The organism is Ignavibacteria bacterium (assembly GCA_017303675.1).
GTDB lineage: Bacteria > Bacteroidota > Ignavibacteria > Tepidaquicellales > OLB5 > OLB5.
Map to the genome: position 1 here is coordinate 886,508 of JAFLBX010000002.1, position 17,010 is coordinate 903,517.

Annotated in this window: 13 protein-coding genes and 1 riboswitch; of the genes, 9 read left to right on the forward strand and 4 right to left on the reverse strand. The window is 38.8% G+C overall.

From position 1 onward, the window contains the following. Nucleotides 1–128 precede the first annotated feature (128 nt). Complete coding sequence (locus J0M37_13460; GenBank protein MBN8586092.1) at nucleotides 129–3,287, reverse strand: isoleucine--tRNA ligase; 3,159 nt, start codon at nucleotides 3,285–3,287, stop codon at nucleotides 129–131. A 2,123-nt stretch (nucleotides 3,288–5,410) separates the two neighbouring features. On the opposite strand from J0M37_13460, the gene J0M37_13465 reads away from it, so the two are divergent. The 7 genes from J0M37_13465 (at nucleotide 5,411) to J0M37_13495 (ending at nucleotide 10,875) form a co-directional block, all read left to right on the forward strand. Continuing rightward, nucleotides 5,411–5,911 carry a hypothetical protein gene (locus J0M37_13465; protein MBN8586093.1) on the forward strand — a complete coding sequence of 167 codons (501 nt, stop codon included), beginning with the start codon at nucleotides 5,411–5,413 and terminating at the stop codon, nucleotides 5,909–5,911. Between the two features lie 15 nt (nucleotides 5,912–5,926). Beyond that, nucleotides 5,927–6,592: a hypothetical protein gene (locus J0M37_13470; protein ID MBN8586094.1), complete on the forward strand. Its 666-nt coding sequence runs from the start codon at nucleotides 5,927–5,929 to the stop codon at nucleotides 6,590–6,592. 174 nt (nucleotides 6,593–6,766) lie between these two features. Further along, nucleotides 6,767–7,864, forward strand: coding sequence for an HNH endonuclease (locus tag J0M37_13475; GenBank protein ID MBN8586095.1), 1,098 nt, complete (start codon nucleotides 6,767–6,769; stop codon nucleotides 7,862–7,864). A gap of 145 nt (nucleotides 7,865–8,009) precedes the next feature. Then, nucleotides 8,010–8,456: a hypothetical protein gene (locus J0M37_13480; GenBank protein MBN8586096.1), complete on the forward strand. Its 447-nt coding sequence runs from the start codon at nucleotides 8,010–8,012 to the stop codon at nucleotides 8,454–8,456. A gap of 94 nt (nucleotides 8,457–8,550) precedes the next feature. Beyond that, nucleotides 8,551–9,123, forward strand: a complete 573-nt coding sequence (locus tag J0M37_13485) for a hypothetical protein (protein ID MBN8586097.1) — start codon at nucleotides 8,551–8,553, stop codon at nucleotides 9,121–9,123. 7 nt (nucleotides 9,124–9,130) lie between these two features. After that, nucleotides 9,131–10,135: an AAA family ATPase gene (locus tag J0M37_13490; protein MBN8586098.1), complete on the forward strand. Its 1,005-nt coding sequence runs from the start codon at nucleotides 9,131–9,133 to the stop codon at nucleotides 10,133–10,135. After that, nucleotides 10,132–10,875: a RelA/SpoT domain-containing protein gene (locus J0M37_13495; protein ID MBN8586099.1), complete on the forward strand. Its 744-nt coding sequence runs from the start codon at nucleotides 10,132–10,134 to the stop codon at nucleotides 10,873–10,875. Before J0M37_13490 ends, J0M37_13495 begins: the two co-directional genes overlap by 4 nt. Nucleotides 10,876–11,150: 275 nt before the next feature. On the opposite strand, the gene J0M37_13500 is transcribed toward J0M37_13495, so the two are convergent. Next, nucleotides 11,151–12,509: a homoserine dehydrogenase gene (locus J0M37_13500; protein ID MBN8586100.1), complete on the reverse strand. Its 1,359-nt coding sequence runs from the start codon at nucleotides 12,507–12,509 to the stop codon at nucleotides 11,151–11,153. Between the two features lie 311 nt (nucleotides 12,510–12,820). Beyond that, nucleotides 12,821–14,008: a PLP-dependent transferase gene (locus tag J0M37_13505; GenBank protein ID MBN8586101.1), complete on the reverse strand. Its 1,188-nt coding sequence runs from the start codon at nucleotides 14,006–14,008 to the stop codon at nucleotides 12,821–12,823. 336 nt (nucleotides 14,009–14,344) lie between these two features. After that, nucleotides 14,345–14,474: riboswitch (SAM riboswitch) on the reverse strand. Nucleotides 14,475–14,780: 306 nt separating this feature from the next. On the opposite strand from J0M37_13505, the gene J0M37_13510 reads away from it, so the two are divergent. Next, nucleotides 14,781–15,572: an acyl-CoA desaturase gene (locus J0M37_13510; GenBank protein MBN8586102.1), complete on the forward strand. Its 792-nt coding sequence runs from the start codon at nucleotides 14,781–14,783 to the stop codon at nucleotides 15,570–15,572. A gap of 80 nt (nucleotides 15,573–15,652) precedes the next feature. Next, complete coding sequence (locus J0M37_13515) at nucleotides 15,653–16,423, forward strand: acyl-CoA desaturase (GenBank protein ID MBN8586103.1); 771 nt, start codon at nucleotides 15,653–15,655, stop codon at nucleotides 16,421–16,423. 90 nt (nucleotides 16,424–16,513) lie between these two features. Here the strand turns inward: J0M37_13515 and J0M37_13520 are convergent, their stop codons facing one another. Then, nucleotides 16,514–16,900 (reverse strand): hypothetical protein, encoded by a 387-nt coding sequence (locus J0M37_13520; GenBank protein ID MBN8586104.1) that lies wholly within the window; start codon nucleotides 16,898–16,900, stop codon nucleotides 16,514–16,516. Nucleotides 16,901–17,010 lie beyond the last annotated feature (110 nt).

Here is a 17,010-nt window from a genome sequence, read left to right on the forward strand (position 1 = left end):
ACCTGAAACATGCAACCTGCAACTTGTAACCTCCAACCTGACACTTGCAACCTGTAACCTCCAACCTGCAACCTCCAACCTGAAACCTGAAACCTGACACCTCCAACCTGACACCTGCAACCTGAATCCTACCCCACCTTCTCAACCGAGACCCGGCAGTTCCTGCCGTTGATATTCAGCTCTTCAGAGCGGTTCATCTTATCCGCAGCGGCTTCATTTACTGATTCAGCCATTGTCTGCTCTGATATATACTTTTTCTGCCCGGTAATTATGCTGCTAAGCTCCTTATCAGCAAGGAAGCTTATCTTTACGCGGTCATTTACATCCATATCCCTTTCCTTGCGGATATTCTGCACCTTGCTAACAAACTCACGCGCAATGCCCTCGCTCACAAGCTCTTCATCAAGCTTGGTATCCAGCGCAACCGTCAGGTTATCCTGTGATTCTATCACCCAGCCTTCGATGTTTTCTGTCTGAATAAGCAGGTCATCCATGGTGAAATCATACCCGCCGTAGGCTGTTTTGCCATTGGCAATGACTTCATTTATATTTTCCTGCGGAAGCTCTACTGCAAGCTGCGCCACCTTCTTCACATCCTTGCCGTACTTGGGACCCGCAACCTTAAAGTTCAGCTTTGCTGAACGCCTGATAAGGCTTGAATCCTTTTCTATGAACTTAAGCTCTTTAATATTTATTTCCTCAAGGATAATATCCTTCATCGTTTCTATTGCTTCGCGCTCTGTATCATTGGTTATTGCAATAAGTATCTGCCTGAGCGGCTGGCGTGTTTTCAGGTCATTTTTCACGCGCATGAATCTGGCAAGTGATACTATCTTCTTGGCAAGATCCATATTATAGTTCAGCTCTGCGTCAATATTTTCACTGTTTTCCGCAATATAACTTAAATGAACCGATTCCGCTTCAGTCAAATTACGGTAAAGCTTCTCTGTTATAAACGGCGCTATTGGAGATACAAGCTGCAGCAAACCGGTTAACACTTCATACAATGTGCCGTAGGCTGCTTGCCTGTCAGCATCGCCATCAGGCTGGCGGAAACGTTTCCTGTTGCGGCGCACATACCAGTTTGAAAGGTCATCAATTGCGAAATCACTTAGCACCCTCACAGCCTTGGTTATCTGGTAACCATCCATCAGGTCTATGTAAATAGATTTTGCCTTCTCGAATGCTGAAATTATCCAGCGGTCAATTTCAGGCCTTTCGTTTACAGGCACGGAATTCTTTTCAAGCTCAGCGCGTGAAACGCCAAGCAGGTTGCAGTAAAGAACAAAGAACCTGTAAGTGTTAATTACAGTATCAAAGAACTTATTGCGCACCTCAACCATATCTTCTTCGTTGAACATCTTGGGACGCCAAACAGGTGAGGAGCTTATCAGGTACCAGCGCAGTATATCAGCGCCGTACTTATCCATTATTTCAAACGGGTTAACAACGTTACCCACGTGTTTAGACATCTTCCTGCCGTCTTTATCCAGTATAAGGTCATTCACAATCAAATTCTTATACGCTTTATCACCGAAAATAAAAGTACCTATAGCGTGCAGGCTGTAGAACCATCCCCTTGTCTGGTCAACGCCTTCGGCGATAAAATCAGCGGGATAGTTGCGCTCGAACAATTCCTTATTTTCAAACGGGTAATGATGCTGCGCAAACGGCATGGAGCCTGAATCATACCATGCATCTATAACTTCAGTAACGCGCGTCATTTCAACGCCGTATTTTTCTGACTTAATTTTAATCCTGTCTATGAACGGTTTATGCAGGTCAAGCTCAGTGCCTGCGGGATAAACTTCATCATAGTTCACGGCTTTAGCCTTGAGCTCTTCTATGGAGCCGATCGCTTCATAAACCATTTTGCCGTCAACTTCTGCGCCCCATATAGGCAGCGGAGTTCCCCAGTACCTGTCACGTGAGAGCGCCCAGTCGCGGTTCTCTTCAAGCCAGTTGCCAAAACGCCCCGTGCCGGTTTCCGGCGGGAACCAGTTAATTTCATTGTTAAGCTTTATCATTTTATCCTTGTAGCTGGGTGTGTTGATGTACCAGCTTTCACGGGCATAATAAAGCAATGGACTGTGGCAGCGCCAGCAGTGCGGGTATGAGTGAACGAACTTTTCTTTTTTGTAAAGCTTTTTTTCTTCCTTAAGCTTTAATATAATATCATCATCGGCTTCTTTTACAAACCTGCCCGCAAAATCCGTGACTTCGCTTGTGAACTTACCGCTTTTATCAACAGGCTGCATTATCGGCAGGCCGTATTTGCGCGAGACCTGGTAATCATCTTCACCAAATGCGGGAGCAATATGTACAATACCCGAGCCGTCTTCTGTAGATACAAAATCACCAAGCGTTACATAAAACGCCTTCTTTTCGGGATCAGGCTTAACATACGGCATAAGCTGTTCATACTCCACGCGCTCAAGCTCACTGCCCGGCACTTCACCCAGCACTTCGTAATCTTCCTTTATTACGGCAAGGCGCTCTTTGGCTAAAATTATTTTTTCGCCAGTTTCTTTAAACTGAATTTTAGCGTAGGTAATTTTGGGTCCAACCGCAAGCGCAACGTTGGATATCAGTGTCCATGGTGTAGTAGTCCACACAAGGAAGCTGAAACCATCGTAACCCTGGCCATCTTTTATTTTGAATGTAACGTAAACACTCGGATCCTTTACATCTTCATAACCCTGCGCCACTTCGTGGGTAGAAAGAGGCGTTTCGCATCTCGGGCAGTAAGGCTGTATCTTATAACCGCGGTAAATAAGCTCCGCATCGAAGAATTTTTTAAGCGACCACCAAACTGATTCTATATATTCATTCTTATATGTGATGTACGCATCTTTCAGGTTCACCCAGTAACCCATGCGCTCGGTAAGCTCTTCCCAATCCTTGAGGTATTTGAACACGGAATCACGGCATGCCTTGTTGAACTTTTCAACGCCAAGCTTTTCGATATCATCCTTTGACTTTATGCCGAGCGTTTTTTCAACTTCAATTTCAACCGGAAGCCCCTGGGTATCCCATCCCGCTTTGCGGTAAACCTGGTGACCCGTTAATGTTTTGTAGCGGCAGATAAGATCTTTTATTGCGCGCGCTATTACGTGGTGAATTCCGGGTTTGCCGTTTGCTGTGGGCGGACCCTCATAGAATGTGAATGATGGTTTCCCATCGCGGGTTGATATACTTTTGGAAAAGATATCATTACTTTTCCAGTAAGATATAACTTCTTTTTCTAATTGAGACTGATCTATTTTATCGGGTAATTCTTTAAACATATTTTTTTCCCCTGCGCAAGCGGGGGTCTCTGTTACATATTAATAAAAAGTTATATTAGGGCAGCAACTATCAATGCAACCCATTGTTAAATAGCAACTTAAAACTAAAATAAACTTAAATATAGTGTAATTTTAAGGTATTTACAATGATTAATATAGTGATGAAAAAGAACAAACTAAGCAAACCCCCATTTCAAATTAAACATGGATTTTGTTTTCGTGTGATCAAAATTATTACCAAACTTGCGGATTTTTATCCCCCCTTTGCTAAAGGGGGGACTATATTCAGAATTCATTTTAAAATTAAAATTTATCATAATTTACCCGTTACGATAATTTTTGATGGGGGTTGTTTTTCGCGCGCGCCTCATACTTTGGCACCATTATAATCTGAGACGACCCGGTGGGTCCTCTCTACAGAAACAAACCCCGATTGGAAATTAAACATGGATTTTGTTTTCGTGTGATCAAAATTAAAACTAATATTACGGATTTTTCTCACCCGCCCCCCGAGAAACTGCGGCGGCAGTTTCATCCCGAAGGGACTCCTTTGGAGAGATGTATTGTAATGTGGTCAGCTCAATCCATCACGTGCGATACCTACGGCATCGATAACAACTAATAGCATTTGGCTATAAACATGCAATCCCTACGGGATTGATTATATTAAGCTTTTTCTTTTGACCACAGAGTGGTCAAACGTTTATAGCAATTGAGATAGGAAAGCATACGACACCAGCGGTGTCGAACGTGAAAAGATCCCTCCCCTTTTCCAATCGTTAGAATTCTAATATTAATTCATTTTGAAAGGTTGACCGATTAGAATGGGCATTACAGCACAGAATTGCAGGAATTCCAGCCGATGGGGATCTTTGCCGCAATCGCTGAATCGCTGGAATTACACAGCTACAACCCAAAACCGGCCCCGCCGGTAAATTGAACAATTTTGCTGCCATACTTTAAATTTAATTAATAAAGGATATTTATACGAATTTAAGCCTATCCGCTGTATGCTGATTGCATACATTTGTAATATAATATATGCGTTTTGAATATGCAAGTCCTGATGGCAAACCCCCATTGCAAATTATACATGGATTTTGTTTTCGTGTGATCAAAATTAAAACCAATATTACGGATTTTTCTCCCCGCCGCCTCCCGAGAAACTGCGGCAGCAGTTTCGTCCCGAAGGGGCTCCTTCGTAGGGGGTGAGGTGTAATGTGGACAGCTCAACCCTTCACGTGCGATACCTACGGCATCGATAACAACTAATAGCATTTAGCTATAAACATGCAATCCCTACGGGATTGATTATATTAAGCTTTTTCTTTTGACCACAGAGTGGTCAAACGTTTATAGCAAATGAGATAAAAAAGCATACGACACCAGCGGTGTCGAACGTGAATAGATCCATCCCCCCTTCCCAATCGTTAGAATTCTAATATTAATTCATTTTGAAAGGTTGACCGATTAGAATGGGCATTACAGCACAGAATTGCAGGAATTCCAGCCGATGGGGATATTTGCCGCAATCGCTGAATCGCTGGAATTACACAGCTACAACCCAAAACCGGACCCGCCGGTAAATTGAACAATTTTGCTGCTATATATTAAATTTAATTAATAAAGGATATTTATACGAATTTAAGCCAATCCGCTGTATGCTGATTGCATACATTTGTAATATAATATATGCGTTGTGAATATGCAAGTCCTGAAGAGAAACCCCCATCCGGGATCAACCTTTTATTAAGGTTTAAGACCGATTTAAATAAACTGCTCAATCTCAGATTTCTCCCCCTCCCGAGAAACTGGGGCAGCAGTTTCGAAGTCCCGCCTTGGCGGGATAAAGAACGAGGGGGGACAGTTTCTATGCAGCACTTACCATCAGGATTTAACTATATGAAAGATTTTGCAATAATTTTCGATGGGGGTTTGCTTTTTTGGGTAGCGGTGATGCTATTGACATAAACATTGCAATTACTTATGTTTGCTTATTGTGATGTTGTGAAATATCGCAGTAAGTTTTAAATCACGCAAAAAAAATCGCTAGAGGCTTGACCCGTTTAATAAACGGGCAAGCCTTTTTTTGTGGTAAAATTAAATATTTAAGGAGAAAATTAATGACAATTGATGATGATCATCTATACCATGGAGCTGCTTTGATTCAAATTGCGGAAGACAAGCATTTTACAGCAATTAACTCGATGACCTATAAAAATATTATTTATAGGAGTGCTTATAGAGTAAATACTAAAATCGGTGTTTATTTTAAGTATGCATCTAAACCACATTACAAACATAAAGAGTATTTATTTACTTTTATGAGCAATAATCTAAGAGAACTTGAAAAAATTAGAAAAGTTACTCCTAAACTATTTATTGCACTAATCTGCGTAAAAGGAAAACAAATATGTCTTATTTCTTATAAAGAATTACAAGAAATGATTAAAATAAGAGAAAACACACTTGGGAAAAGCGAAAATCAATATACTGTGCTAGTTAATCTGCCCAAAGGAAGCAGTTTTAGGGCATACATAAATTATCCCGGTCAGAAAAATACATACTTAGGTAAACAACTAATTGTGAGTAGAAATGATTTTCCTAAAAAAATTTTCAAATAGAATTGGTTAATTAATATGCCAGTACCCACACATGATAGAACTTGTTTCACAAGAGCTTTTGAAACTAAATGTCCAGATTGCAATGAAGATGTTTGGTTCTTCTCATGTACTTGCGGCAGCAAAGTATATTTTGATGCTCTTGGATGGCCGTGGCCCATACATATTTGCAGATACAAAATACTTCGGGATGCAATCTCTACATTAAAAATAGTTGATCGTATGACTGACGAAGAAATTTACCATAAAATTGAAACATTCGGCAGAGACAACAATTTAGAGGTTACGGATCAAATTTCTGAAATGTTAGAATTTGAATTAGGTAAACGAAAATATCCATTCAAAAAGATAACAATTGATGATTTGAGTCTAGAAACTGATATAAGCGGTAAAGTAATGAATATAAATAAACAAGTAAGCTTTAAAAAAAGATTATCAATTGATATTCATAATCCAATTGCATTTGCAATGTCAAAAAATCTTTTAAATCGAATTTATTACGAAATTACTATTAGAGAAAATCCTAACAAGAAAAATGAAAGCAGAGAGTTTGTTGTATATATCGATGAATCAAATTTTAAAAAATCACCGATAGCAATAAGCGCAATTATTATAGCAAATATTAAGAAAATTGCGACGCCGTTAGCTGATTTATGGGAAATAACGACATATAACTGTTACTAAAAAATATGTATCATAAATTAAATCATACAAATTCAGAAAGCCCGACCCGTTGAATAAACGGGACAAGCCTTTTTTTGTTGAGAATTTCAACAAAAACATTTTTTAAATGTCAATTTTAGATAGTAAACAACAAAAAAAAAATAATATATTATAAATCAATAATAAATTACCAAAATGGCAAATTGTTATATATGTGAAACAGAGTTAAATAAAGATAATTCAAGCAATGAACATATTATTCTAAATGCTTGTGGTGGACGATTAACTTCAAATGATCTGTTATGTGTTAAATGTAATAGTGAGATTGGAGAAAAGATAGATGCAATTCTAGCAAAACAAACAAATGATTTAGCAAATTTACTCTTAATAAAAAGACATCGAGGTGAAGCTCAATCTATAAGGGCAGAACATGTAAGTACTGGAAGGGAATTCTATTTAGAATATGGAGGAAAACCCATTGCAGTAAAACCACATATTGAAATTGAAGATATCGAAAAAGGGAAGAAAATTTCAATTAAGGCAAGAAGCAGAAGTGAATTAAAAAAAATACTGACAGGATTGAAAAGAAACTACCCACAATTAAATGTTGAAGATGCACTGGGAAAAGCTAAACATTTCAGAGAATATTTAGATGAACCGTTAAATTTTGATACAATGATTGGTGGCTCTGATGTTTTACCATCAATTGTGAAAATTGCAATTAATTTTTATCTATTAAAAGGTGGAGACAGAAAATACATTAAAGATCTAATCCCGTATTTAAAAGGAGAATCTGAAATGAAAGTAGCTATATCTCATCATCCACAAGATGCAATTTATATACCAGGTGATGAAGTAAGTCATGTGTTATATATTGAAGGTAATCCAGATGAAGGCATTCTATATGCTTACGTAGAATTATACAATGTTCATAATTTTCTAGTTTTATTAAATCAAAATTACGATGGACCAAAGATAAAGACTAACTATATATTTGATGTATTGCAAAGTGTTGAGCTTAATAGAAATGTTTATTTGGAATATGGGAAAGAATATATTCTAGAGACTTTAAAAAAAGGAGACTTAGGTAGTGTAAAATCAGTACAAAAAGCATTTCAAAGAGTATTGAATATTGCAAAAGAACGACAATGGAATAAAAGTAAAGATGATTCAATAAAAAATGCTATGAAGAATTCATTTGAAAAATATCCCGAAGGTACACCAATCACCGAGAAAATGCTCAATGAATTCATTGATGAATTGATGAATGACATTGGACCATTGCTCCGATAACTATTTCAGAAAAAAATTTCTATATACTCTAAGCCATAACTAATAATAAAGTTAAAGATTTTAGCAAAAAATTCTTTTATTTATAAAGAAAAAACATCAACAAATTATTATAACGTTTTAAAATCAATAAAAATGGAGATATCAAATGAATTCAAAAATAGAAGTTAAATTGGGTAACTTTTCTTTTTTCGGAGAGGGCGAGGAAAAATGGGTTACCACTCAACTAGATAAACTATTATCTAGATTATATGAATTTCAAAAGTTAAATGAAAATCTAAATGCCAAAGGAGAAGTAAATACTCAAGAGAGAAAAAAAGCAGAAAATGAGAATACGCCTTTAGCTAGTTTTTTAAAAAACAAAAATGCTACTACTAACCAAAACAGAAAATTTCTAGCAACTGCTGCATGGTTACACAATAAAGGGACAAACAAAATAACCACTTCTGATGTTAGTAAAGCACTTAAAGATTCGAATCAATCACGTTTGGGTAATGCTACTGAGTGCCTAAACCAAAACATTAGCAAAGGATTTTGCGAAAAAGAAGGGAAGCTATTTTTTGTTACTGAGGACGGATATAACGAATTGAATTAGAAGGTTATTTAAAGAGTGAATTATTGATATATTATTTTAATAAATTTGAACGTAAATTCATTAAAACAGATCATTTAATTCATATTTGTACAAAATGGAAGAGAAAAAAGAAATAACAAAAACTGAAGACATTGTAATCTTCAATGAGGTATTTAATAGATTAAAATCTTTAGACAAAGCTAGTATAGATAAAGTACTAAAAATGCTTATAACATATTTTGATTTTAAAGAAAATAATTCAATTTATACAGAAAAAACCTCACATTCATACATTGCATCTAATCAAAATAGCTTATTTTCAGAAGACAGGACTATTGGACCAAAGCAGTTTATTCTAGAAAAGAATCCGTCAACCGATGTAGAACGTGTAGCATGTTTAGCATATTATTTAACTCATTACAGGAATCAACCGCATTTTAAAACTCTTGACATAAGTATGCTAAATACTGAAGCTGCTCAAAGGAAATTTTCTAATGCTGCTATATCTGTTGATAATGCAACTAGTAGAGGATACTTAGTACCCGTAGGTAAAGGAATGAAGCAACTTAGTGCAATTGGAGAATTGTACGTACAAGCACTTCCGGATAAGGTAACTGCTCAAGAAGTGATGTCAAAAATGAGAAAGAAGAAATCTAAAAAAAACAATAAGACAGAGAAGGTAAATTAATAATTATATGCCTGAGAATACTTCTGTAATTACAAAAAGAATAGTTTTATATAATCATAAGGGCGGTGTTGGCAAAACAATCATTACTGCCAATTTGGCTTATATGTTAGCTCAAAAAGGTAAAAAGGTTTTAATTGTAGATTCTGATCCCCAAACGAATATATCTGCATATTTTCTAGAGGAAAATGTACTTGACAATTATTTAGATAACTCTGATAACGATAGTGGAAGAACAATTTGGTCTGCAGTAAGACCTATTGTACAAGCAGAAGGTGATATTAATATAATTGAACCTTTAGAAACCAATCAAGAAAATTTATTTATTATACCAGGAGATATTAGGCTATCAGAATTTGAAATTAAATTAACAGATTACTGGCGTGAATGTTTTGAAAGAAAAATAACTGGTTATAGAGGTACAAATGCATTAAGTAATTTAATAACTAATATTTCAAGCTCGGGAAATTTTCATTATGTATTATATGATGTAGGCCCTAATATAGGCCCATTAAATCGTTCTGTTTTATTAGACTGTGACTATTTTATAATACCAGCAGCTAGTGATTTGTTTTCGAAACGTGCCTTGAAAACTTTAGGTGTAACTTTAAGTAGATGGATAAGTGATTGGCAAGTTATATTATCTCTTGCGCCTCAAAATATTGATATGATGTTAGGATTCCCCCGCTATTTGGGATACTTACCCCAAGGTTACAAAATCTACCGTGGTGTAATATCGTCTCCAGCGAGTAGTTATGTTTCTCAAATAGAGAGAGATATTAGCGAGCATGTTTTAACCTTATTGAGAGAAATTAATGAAAATCTCGCTCCATCAACATCGACTGGTTCAAGAATAGGTGAAATCAAGGATTTCACTCAAATTGTTGCTCTTGGTCAACAGGAAGGTGTGCCCATATGGGAGGTAACAAAAGGAACCCCCTCACAAAAAACTATGGCTAAAGAAGCATTTGGAATTTTAGCCAATAATATTATTGAGAAAACTTCACAGGCATGAAATTAGAAGATAAAATTAAACTGATGGAGGCTACCTATGTCGAAAATAAGACAGCTATCGATAAGTTATTAGCAGTATACGATGATAAAAAGTCCATGCTCAAAAGGCATGGAGAAAACATCTTTGGACTTTTGAGCAAGAGTGATGAATTAAAACCATTAATACATTCGGTTAGATACAGACTAAAAGATAAGGATCATTTTAAAGATAAGTTAATAAGAAAAGCTATAGAAAATAATGATGCTGGTGCAAAATTTGATATTACACCTGAAAATCTTTTCCAAAGAATTCAAGATCTAGTTGGAGTAAGGATATTGCACATACATTCTGATCAAATAACAGATATTTTAAATGTAGTGAAATATCTTTTAGGAGAAGACAGTTATAAAATTATTGAAGAACCAATTGCAAGCATATGGGATTTAGAGTATAAAGATTATTATGAGGAACGAAACATAAAAGTCATAGAACGAAAAAAGATGTATACTAGTATACATCTGATAATTTCTTCTTATAACAGAGATAATACACCAATAGAGCTACAAATTAGGACGTTAGCGGAGGAATTATGGGGTGAAGTTTCACATACAGTAAATTATCCTCATGAAACTTCAAGAAAAATTCTTCAAGATCAATTGGCAATTCTTGCAAGAATTACGTCTGCAAGTACAAGGCTTGTTGATACTATTTTTAAGATAAATAAAGAACACACCCCTCCTCCAACTGAGAAGGATAATTAAATCCTATATAAAATTATATTACGAATTAAATAAAAAATTTCATTTCTAATATCAATAATGGGGTTTCACACCTCGCACACAAACACGCCATCGGGTATGGTGCCTAGGTTTTGCAGCGAGCTGAATCCGACGTTTGCAATAATTGACCCCTCCCTGCCCTCCCCGAAGGGGAGGGTTACGATGATACCGATAAATTTTCGAGATCCTCCTCCCCTCTACTTTGGAGAGGGGTTGGTCTACGACTCTTCGAGTCGAAGACTCGTAGAGGGGTGAGGTCACACCTCGCACACAAACACACCATCGGGTATGGCGGCCAGGCTTTGCAGCGAGCTGAATCCGACGTTTGCAATTATGTAATTGCCTTTTCGTGATGTGTATTCTTCCTCGATGCTTTGCAGGTCCAGCCGGTCTAAAAAATCGCGGGCGTTACCTGAATCATGGCCATCATGTGAATCCCGGTACCGTATGTACAGCCTGATGTTGAAATCGCTTTCGAGGAAGCGGTGGTCCCGGGAGAAGTCGGGAGAAACCGTCTTCGCAGAGTCTCCTGAAAGGGACTCTGCGAATGAATTGCTTATATTTACCGCAGAGTCCTCTTTGAGAGACTCTACGGGAACGTGTGAAGAAACAGTTTGGATAGAAAAATCCGTATGGAGGATATTTTCACCATTCTGCAATTGAGATCCCCGCCTACACGGGGATAAATTTCTCTTCGCAAGCTTTTTATACCCGTACTTATAATCGTATGTGATGGCTGATATATCTGAGAGCACGGCGGAGCCTGTCGGGTGGCTGCCTGCGCCTTTACCCACAAAGAGCTGCTTATCGCTATATACTCCTTCCACTTCAATTCCGTTGAACTCGTAATTAATATTGCTTAAGGGCCTATCCCTGCTGATAAACCGCGGCAGCACATATGCGCGATAGCCGCCATTATCTTTTGCGATACCTGCAACAAGCTTTATGCGGCAGTTATTCTGCGCCGCGTAATTGATATCAAAGGGCGTTATGTTCTGTATGCCTGATGAGTAGATGTATTCAGGCTTAATGATAACACCGAAGGCATGCGCGGCAAGCAGGCAAAGCTTGTACTTTGCGTCTGTGCCGTTAACATCAAGGGCGGGGTCAGCCTCGGCAAAGCCCGCAAGCTGCGCTTGCTTTAGGGCATCATGGTAGGTAAGCTTATCCAGCTCCATTTTGCTGAGTATATAGTTACTCGAGCCGTTTAGTATCCCGCGAACGGAGCTTAAGAGCTCGTTATCGTAATACTCCTCGAGCGTGCGTATTATGGGTATGCTTCCGGCGCAGGCGGCTTCATACAGCAGCGATGCCCCCGTTTGCTGCTGCAGGCTGTAAAGCAGCTCAAAGTTTTCGGCGAGCACTTTTTTGCCTGCGGTCACAACATTGCGCCCGCTGAGCAGCGAGCTTGTGATAATTTCCAGCGCCGCATCAGCATCGCTGGTAAGCTCAACCACCAGGTTATGCTCACCGGAGTCCAGCACTTCGTGCCTGCTGAACGTGAAGTGTTCACGGGCTATACTTCGTGGTTTTGTTTTATCCTTCACGCATATTTTGCCTATTTCGGCTTTTAAGCCCTGTGAGTGGTTCAGCACGTCGTATAGCCCCTGCCCCACACACCCGAAGCCGAAGAGCCCGATATTGAGGGATTTAACCTCACCCCCTAGCCCCCTCCCCGAAATGGGGAGGGGGAAATGGACCCCAGAATTAACAGGTTTTGCACCCCTCTCCTTTGGAGAGGGGTCGGGGGTGAGGTCGTTGGATACTGCGTTCCCAAGCGGAAGCTTGGGAACGAGAGGGATGGTGGTGTGAGAAGCACGAGCCACTTTCATGTTGTCAGATATTATATTAACGACACTTTTGGCTTCCACAGAAACAACTTCACTACTAGATTCCTGCTTTCGCAGGAATGACAAAGAGGACTTACTCATTTCGCCACCTCATTACTGAACTCATTAGCTAAGATAAAATCAAGCCTGCCGAATGCCTGTTTAAGATCGGCGATAAGATCACCGGCACTCTCAATACCTACACTTAAGCGTATGAGTGAATCAGCTACACCCGATGAGCGGCGTGTTTCTGCGGGAATTGATTTATGCGTCATCTGCGCCGGATGGCAGATAAGTGATTTCACTCCGCCAAGGCTTTCAGCCAGCTTAAAAAGCTTGGTAAGCTGAGTGAACTCCCCCGCCGCTTTTTCGGTATCAGTTTTAAGTGTGAATGATACCACGCCGCCGAATCCCCCTTTCTGCTGCAATGCAGCCACTGCGTGATTTTTGTGCGAAGCGAGTCCTGGGTAATATACTTCATCAACCAGCTCCACGGTTTGTAAAAACTCGGCGACCTTCTGTGCGTTTGCGGAGTGCTTTTCTGCACGCAGTGCGAGAGTTTCGATCCCGCGAATGGTTAACCATGAATCGAACGGCGCAAGTATTGCCCCGCTTGAATTTTGTATGAACTTAAGCTTTTCGGCAAGCTCCGGGTTATTTACGGCGGCGAGTCCTGCAATTACATCGCTGTGCCCGGCAAGGTATTTTGTCGCGCTGTGAATTACAATATCCGCGCTAAGCTTAAGTGGCTGCTGCAGCGCAGGTGATGCGAAGGTGTTATCTACCACAAGCAGCGCTCCGGCTGCATGCGCAGCTTTGGATATTTCGGCAATATCGCTGATCTTAAGGGTTGGGTTAGTCGGTGTTTCAAGCCATAAAAATTTTGTCTGCGGAGTGATATTATCAACTACGTTGATGATATCGGTGGTATCAACATATTTTATTTTGATGCCAAGCCGTGAATAAATATGCGTGAAAATCCGGAAGGTTCCGCCGTAGATATCATCAACGGCAAGGACTTCATCGCCTGAGTTAAGCAGTTTTATGACAGCGTCAATTGCGGCCAAGCCGCTCGAGAACGCAAAGCCGTGCGTGCCTGCTTCGAGGGAGGCGATGAGGTCTTCGAGGACCTTGCGTGTTGGATTGTTGGTGCGGCTGTAGTCAAAACCCTTGTGCACGCCCGGCGCATCCTGCTCATACGTGGATGTTTGATAAATGGGTGTTGAAACGGCTCCTGTGAGCCTGCATGATGGTACTGCGTGTATTGCTGCTGTTTCGAACTGCATGATGTTTCTCCTATTTTATTTTACCGGGGAAATATTTTTGCTTCCCAGGCGGTTTATGAATAAAATTTTTGTGAAGACATTGCTCCCCTCCTTTTTTAAGGAGGGGAAATATCAAACAATCGTCTGATTGTTTGATATGGCGTGGTAACTGGTTTTAAGCCACCATCTGCCCTGCAGAGACGTCCCGGCGGGACGTCTGTACAGATGAAAATAATGAATGTTTATCAGGAGAAAACTTAATCGTTAGGCTTGATAGATATAAGAATGGAGTGTATAAAATAAAAAAACCTCTAAAGCAGGCTGTTAGAGGCGTTCGATGAAGCAAACCTTTATACCTGTTTATCTGCCTTCAATTGTAAATTGAAGAAGGAGTTAGCACCTATCACGTTTTTTGCCGGTTTATTAGCTCAACGCGGGTTGCTAAGACTATCATCGGGCCTGACCCTCAAGTCTTTCTTGATAAACGTCACTTGTAATGTGACTTATATATTTAAAAGAACTGTTTAAATAATTTGTGATACAAAGATAATATAAAAGAAACATTAATGTCAAACGAGAAACGTGAAATGTCAAACGTGAAACGTGAAATGTCAAACGTGAAACGTGAAATGGTATTTGCTATTTGTTATTTGGTATTTGAAATTTGGTATTATGAGATAGGTTTTAATTGGTCTATATTATGGTTATATTTAGTTAATAATTAACCACAATCATCCGATCTGCCTCAAAAATATCAAAAAATTAATATTCAAAAATTAGAAAGCCTGATTTAATGGTTATTATCATCTTTTTTATAATTCAGTGGTACACTTCAATATTTTCACAAACCTTTCTTCAGCACAGATACGCTGCACACCGTGCGTTTAAAATGAACAAATTCTGGGAACGATTTTTTTATGTATTCGCCTTTATAACACAGGGCGCCACATATATGTCACCGCGCGCATACGCGCTGATGCACAGGATGCATCATGCATACGCTGATACGCCAAAGGACCCTCACTCACCTTCCAATCATAAAAATCTTTTCGCAATGATGGAAAATACACGCAAAATGTACACTGCCTGTTACTGGGAAAATATTGAAATTGAGCCCCGCTTTAAGAAAGATGTACCTGACTGGCCGTGGTTCGATAGCTGGGCGGATTCACGCTGGGTTAAAGTATTATGGATCGCAGCATATATTGCATTCTATGTTATATTCGCAACAGCCTGGTGGCAATTCCTGCTGCTGCCGATATCGATCCTTATGAATCCGGCTCATGCGGTAATTGTGAACTGGTTCGGCCATAAAATTGGCTACAGGAATTATGAGCTTAAAAATACATCAACAAATCTGTACCCGTTTGATTTTATTTTCCTCGGTGAGTCATACCATAACGATCATCACAGGAATCCCGCAAGCATAAAAATGGGCGTAAGATGGTTTGAAATTGATATCACATATTATATTATTCTTGCATTCAGCAAGCTTGGAATTGTAACGCTGCAGAATAATGCCCATAAAGTCCAGCATGAAAAAGACCTTGATCTAGCTTCGAGCATAATAAGGGATAAGGTTTAGTTTCCGAATATTACACCAATTATAAAAATTTTTAACCCTGCTTCAAAAAGCAGGGTTTACTGTTAATTTAAATACAAACAATGTTCATTCTATTTTTTATTTTTCACTGGTACCTTGCACTGTTTTTTCAGACATTTTTTCATCACCGGTACGCATCACACCGCGCTTTTAAAATGAGCAAATTCTGGGAGCGCGTATTTTTTGTATTCGCTTATATAGCACAGGGCTCTTCATATATGTCACCGCGCGCATACGCGGTCATGCACAGGATGCATCACGCTTATACGGATACAGATAAAGACCCTCACTCACCCCTTTTCTTTAAAAATGTGTTTTCAATGATGCGCCATACCCGCAAAATATACCAGCAGATATTCTTTAAAACTGTTGAGCCTGAAAAGCGTTTTGTGAAAGATATCCCTGACTGGCCATGGTTTGACAGGTGGACTGTAACTAAAACATCAAAGGTTGTATGGAGCTTGTTTTATATTGCGATATATGTAATATTCGCTCCATCATACTGGTATTTCCTTCTGCTGCCCATAGAAATTTTTATGGTGCCTTTCCACGGCGCAATTGTGAACTGGTTTGCCCATAAATACGGCTACAGGAACTTTGAAATGAAAAATACATCAACCAACCTGCTGCCGGTAGATGTGCTGCTGATGGGCGAAGCTTATCATAATGACCATCACAAGCACGCATCAGCCATAAACTTCGGTGTTAAATGGTATGAAGTTGATTTTACATATTATATAATCCTGGGATTGGGCAAGCTTGGCATTATAAAGCTGAATTCCAGAAATGAAGCTGCTGAAATTGAACAGCAGGCTGCTATAAATGAAGCCTAGGCGTAAAAAAAAGCTGCCGTCAAAATTAAATTCATAATGTTTAACGGCAGCGGGGGATTTTTGCGCACGTGAGATGCAGCAAAAAGCAGCCTAATTGCTCAGGATCTTTTCAAATTCACTGAGCTTAAGCTTGTGAAGCATATATTTATCCTTTACATCAACTACATAAAAATTTTCGAGCTCAACAACATCAAAATAGGCATGAAGTATCACAGTGTATTCATCTGTGTTAAGGTTATAATGATCCTTGATGCTTTTTACAATATTTTCAATATTTAAAAGGGCTTCGTACCAGTTTCCTTTTACAATTTTTGATATGATAAGGATATCTGATTTGGATTTGGTAACCACAGGAGTAATATAATATTCGATCATTACTCCCTTTTCATCATTACAGAACATTGGGGAAAGATATTTACCTACAGAACACTCTTTGCTTTGTAAGATCTCTTTAAGAATAGAACCGGTTAAACTCATATATTATAAAACACTTACCTTATAAAATTTCAGTTCCAAAGATAACTTATATAAACGCAGTTTCAAAAAGAAATTTTATCATTGTAACCAGCTAATATATGAATTATATT